We start from the raw sequence: 3519 nt of genomic DNA on the forward strand, positions 1-3519 counted from the left end.
GAGTCACGGGAGTCACGCGACTCCCGGGATTCCCCAACCTCCCGGGGCGTGACCCGGAGGGCGGAGGTGCCCAGCCCGGTCGGCCCCGAGGGGATGCGTACGGACGACGGCGCACGTACGGACGACGGCACACGGCCGGACAGCTTCGCGGCTGCCCGGCCGGGCAGCTCGGCCGCGGCGCCCGGCCGGGCCAGCAGCCCGGCCACCAGCTTCGCCACGTCGTCGGTGGCCGTGGGCGCGGCCATGCGGGACAGCAGTGACACGAGGTCTCCTCAGGCGGCGGTCGGCGGGCGTCAGGCGCCGGAGGCGCGGAACACCTCGACGTTCTCCAGGACGCCGAGCGCGTCGGGAACGAGGACGGCGGCCGAGTAGTAGGTGCTGACCAGGTAGGAGATGATCGCCTGCTCGTTGATGCCCATGAACCGGACGTTGAGGCCGGGCTCGTACTCGTCGGGTATGCCGGTCTGGCGCAGGCCGATCACGCCCTGCTCGGCCTCGCCGGTGCGCAGCGCGAGGACGGCGGAGGTGCCCGCCTCGGAGACCGGGATCTTCCCGCACGGCAGCAGGGGCACACCACGCCAGGACGGCACGCTGTGGCCCTGGAACTCGGTCTCGCCGAAGCCGATGCCGCGCTTGGTGCACTCGCGGCCGAAGGCGGCGATGGCCTTCGGGTGGGCGAGGAACACCTTCGTCCCGCGGCGCATGGTCAGCAGCTCGTCCATGTCGTCCGGGGTGGGCGGACCGGAGTGGGTCGAGATGCGCTGGCTGTAGTCGGCGTTGTGCAGCAGACCGAACTCACGGTTGTTGACCAGCTCGTACTCCTGGCGCTCGCGCAGCGCCTCGATCGTCAGCCGCAGCTGCTGCTCGATCTGGTCCATCGGCTCGTTGTAGAGATCGGCGACCCGGCTGTGCACCCGCAGGATGGTCTGCGCCACGCTCAACTCGTACTCGCGCGGCCGGAGCTCGTAATCGACGAACGTGCCGGGGATCTCGGGCTCACCCGTGTGCCCGGAGGCGATCGTGATCTCGGCCTCGCCGCGCCGGTTCCGCGGCCGGCCCTCCTCGGCGAGCCGCAGCCGGACATGCGCGCGCAGGCCCTCGCTGCGCGCGGCGACCTCCTCGTACGCGGCGCGCGGCAGCGCCAGGACGACGCACGAGGTCAGGGCCCGCGCGGTGGTCTCCCAGGTGCCGGGCTCGCCCCCGGCGACCCGCCCGCCGAGGAAACCGCCGTCGGTGATGATGCCGCGGCGGCTCGCCTCGCCGTACCGGTCGGCGCGGGTCTTCTCGACCTTGCCGTGCGCGACGAGCAGGACGCGATCGGCGGGGCGCCCCTCCTCGGCGATCACCTGGCCGGGGGCGTACTCCCGCTGCTCGAACCGGTCGGCGAGCGCGCGCAGCACGTCCTGGTCGCCGAAGCCGCGCAGCAGCGGCAGCTCGCCGAGCTCGGCGGGCACGACGCGGACGGACGTGCCGTCCTGGACGAAGGTGACGCGGCCGTCGCCGACCGTGTAGACGAGGCGCCGGTTGACCCGGTACGTGCCGCCCTTGACCTCCGTCCAGGGCAGCGCCCGCAGCAGCCAGCGGGAGCTGATGCCCTGCATCTGGGGTACGGACTTGGTGGTCGTCGCCAGGTTCCGCGCGGCGGCGACCCCCAGGCTGAGCTGCGCGTGCGCCGCCGTGTGCGTCGGCGTCGGCTCGTATCCGTCGGGCGTCACTGCGGTCGTCATCCCGGTTTCCTCTCCGTTCCGTCTCCCGCTCTCGGGCTCCGGCGCGCAAGTGAATCAGGACGACGATCATGGCCAGGGGTGTCCGACGGCACACACGTCACTTTTGAGCCACAGGCTCCTCCAGCCTCACAGCTCACACGAGGGTGGAATTTCGGCCACACATACGAGCCCGCGCGGCCCGCCCCCCACACGAAGGCACGCACAGGATGGCGAAAAACCACCACCACAGAAACGGATCCGACGCCGCATCGAGGGCCACTAGACTCGGGCGCCGAGGCGATTCCGGCGGTGCCGGAAAGCCTGCCAAGGAGGAGAGACCGCCGTGAACTCCCAGCGTTTCGAGCTGCTGGAAAAGGCACGCCACGCCCTGCCCAACGGCTTCACAGCAGAACTGTCCGGCGACCTCATCGTCGTCCAGGCTCCGCCCTCGGCCATCCATCAGCTCAACCTGAGCAAAATCCGGAAACAATTCGACGTGCACGCCCCGGCCGGATATATCGACACCGGGAACACCGACCTGGAGTCACCCCGGACAGCGAAGGTACGCAATCCGGACCTCACCTACCTGCCCGAAGAGTCGATGGCGACGGTGGAGAGCAGCGTACCGGCCGAGCTCGCCCTGATCGCGGTGGAAATCGTCTCCCCCTCCAACCCCGAGAACGACTGGGTCGGGAAACTCCGCGACTATCCGCTGATGGACATCCCGCTCTACCTCGTCGTGGACGCGCGTCAGAAAACCGTCACGCTCTTCAGCGAACCCGAGAACGGCCGCTACCGCATGAGGGAGGACGCCGAATTCGGGGAGCCCGTCCACATCCCCGCCCCCTTCTCCTTCACGCTGGAGACCGGCGCACTCCGCCCCTACTGACGAGGGCGGGCACGAGCGCTACCGCACCGCCGACACCACGGCGACGACAACGAGCAGCACGGCAAGCACACCGGTCATGATCCGGTTCCTGGTCTTCGGGTCCACCCCACGAGCGTAACCGCCGACCGCCAGCGGTCAGCTCCCCAGCCCCCACGCCGCCAGCGTCTCGTAGCGCGGGCGCTCGCCGGGAACACCCGAGGACGGCAGACGACTGCGGACGAGTTCCAGGCGGTCCACCGTCCACGGCGTGCCCGTGAAGTCCGCGAGCCCGTCCGCGTACGGCCGCAGGTCCACCGGGCCCGTGGCACGGGCGATCGTGAGGTGGGCGCGGAAATCGTGCGTACTGTCCACCGCCACCCCGGCCCGGCGTGCCCCGGCGGCCGTGGAGCGCGCGAGGTCACGCAGAACGGTGCGCTCACCATCCGCACCGACCCACAGGACACGGTCACCGAACCGCCCTCCCCCGGCGAACCGCAGCTCGTGCGGAGGGTACCGGCGCGCGGCGCGCGCGAGCCGCTCGGTGAGCTCCGGCAGCAGGGCCTCGTCCACCTCGCCGAGAAAGGCGAGGGTGAAGTGCCAGCTCGCGGCCTCGGTCCAGCGCAGTTGCCCTGCCCCGGGCAGCGAACGCAGGGGGGCCACGGCGGCCACGAGTTCCGCGACGACCTCCGACGGCGGTGTCACAGCGGCGAAGAGTCGCATGAGGTCAGTGTCCCTCCACAGTCAGAGAGGTGGAGAACTGCAACGCGGGCGCCTCACGGAGAGCCGAAAGCGGACGCAGACACCCCCTACCGGCAGCCGACATCCGGTGGAGGGGGCGGGGCCGGAGGGCGGGGTTCTGAAACGACGGTGCATGAAGCACGGCTCCCCACAGAAGGCAGCCGCACGCACCGCGTTTCAGGTTCCCGCCCGCAGGCCCCACCCCCT

At 70.9% G+C, this 3519-nt stretch carries 3 protein-coding genes and 1 pseudogene; 1 reads left to right on the forward strand and 3 read right to left on the reverse strand.

Annotated elements, in window-relative coordinates; all coding sequences use genetic code 11:
* Positions 1 to 263: pseudogene (locus K6I34_RS33790) on the reverse strand (hypothetical protein); the annotation flags it as partial.
* 30 nt (positions 264 to 293) lie between these two features.
* On the reverse strand, positions 294 to 1727 hold the full coding sequence (locus tag K6I34_RS33795) for a family 2B encapsulin nanocompartment shell protein (RefSeq protein WP_229331862.1): 1434 nt from the start codon (positions 1725 to 1727) through the stop codon (positions 294 to 296).
* A gap of 322 nt (positions 1728 to 2049) precedes the next feature.
* On the opposite strand from K6I34_RS33795, the gene K6I34_RS33800 reads away from it, so the two are divergent.
* Complete coding sequence (locus K6I34_RS33800; RefSeq protein WP_229331863.1) at positions 2050 to 2595, forward strand: Uma2 family endonuclease; 546 nt, start codon at positions 2050 to 2052, stop codon at positions 2593 to 2595.
* A gap of 135 nt (positions 2596 to 2730) precedes the next feature.
* Here K6I34_RS33800 and thpR read toward each other — a convergent pair whose 3' ends face one another.
* Positions 2731 to 3294 carry an RNA 2',3'-cyclic phosphodiesterase gene (gene thpR / locus K6I34_RS33805; protein WP_229331864.1) on the reverse strand — a complete coding sequence of 188 codons (564 nt, stop codon included), beginning with the start codon at positions 3292 to 3294 and terminating at the stop codon, positions 2731 to 2733.
* Between the last annotated feature and the right edge of the window lie 225 nt (positions 3295 to 3519).

The organism is Streptomyces sp. UNOC14_S4, from assembly GCF_020740835.1.
Classification (GTDB): Bacteria; Actinomycetota; Actinomycetes; order Streptomycetales; family Streptomycetaceae; genus Streptomyces.

Bases quoted from the DNA above. Each gene is read 5' to 3' on its own strand.
- K6I34_RS33795 (WP_229331862.1), bottom strand. From the start codon at position 1,727: ATGACGACCGCAGTGACGCCCGACGGATACGAGCCGACGCCGACGCAC.
- thpR (WP_229331864.1), bottom strand. From the start codon at position 3,294: ATGCGACTCTTCGCCGCTGTGACACCGCCGTCGGAGGTCGTCGCGGAA.